We start from the raw sequence: 663 nt of genomic DNA on the forward strand, positions 1-663 counted from the left end.
GACCAGTACGCGGAGGTCTCGTACACGACGGACGACGGGTACACGGCGACCGGCGCGCCGATCGTGTACAACGCGACGGTGCTCGAAAGTGCGGACTCGCCGAACGCCGGGCACGAATTCGTCAGATTCCTTGCGAATGCCGGCGAGACCCTCCGTGAGAACGGGTTCGAGACGGAGGAATTCCCGAGAACGCACGGGGAGGCTCCTATCGAGGTGAGCAGCGAATGAGCCTTGTTGATGTAACTCGCTCAGCCACGAAATCACGACGTGTACCCCCGCTGCTGGTCTTTGGAGTTCTCGGAGTGGTTCTGCTCGTGTACTTCGCGCTCCCCTTCGTGGTGTTCCTCGGCCGAACCGGATCGGTTCCCGTCGTTGAGACCCTGCTACAGACGACGAGCCGGACGGCGGTCCGGAACTCGCTCCTCACCGCGCCCGTGCGGGGGACGATCCTGATCGTGCTCGTGCTCGCGATGTTCATCGCCGACCTCTTCGAACTGGAGGCCCGGAACGTCGAGGCCCGCAACGACATGGAGATCGAGGCGCCGAAGAGCTCGATCGCCGCCTCGCTCGTCGTGCTGATCTGGTCGTCGTACTACGCGTTGTTCTTCCTCGTCGAGGGGATCTGGAACCAGTTCGTCGTCGCCTGACGACTCCCCCGACGTC

2 pseudogenes are annotated in these 663 nt (G+C 63.3%); both read left to right on the top strand.

Annotated features, from left to right (window positions below):
- Window positions 1–228, top strand: a pseudogene (locus D3D02_RS18295) (sulfate ABC transporter substrate-binding protein); the annotation flags it as partial.
- Window positions 229–419: 191 nt separating this feature from the next.
- Window positions 420–647: pseudogene (locus tag D3D02_RS18300) on the top strand (hypothetical protein); the annotation flags it as partial.
- Window positions 648–663 lie beyond the last annotated feature (16 nt).

Origin of the sequence: Halobellus sp. Atlit-38R (assembly GCF_003665925.1) — an archaeon.
Classification (GTDB): Archaea; Halobacteriota; Halobacteria; order Halobacteriales; family Haloferacaceae; genus Haloquadratum; species Haloquadratum inordinatus.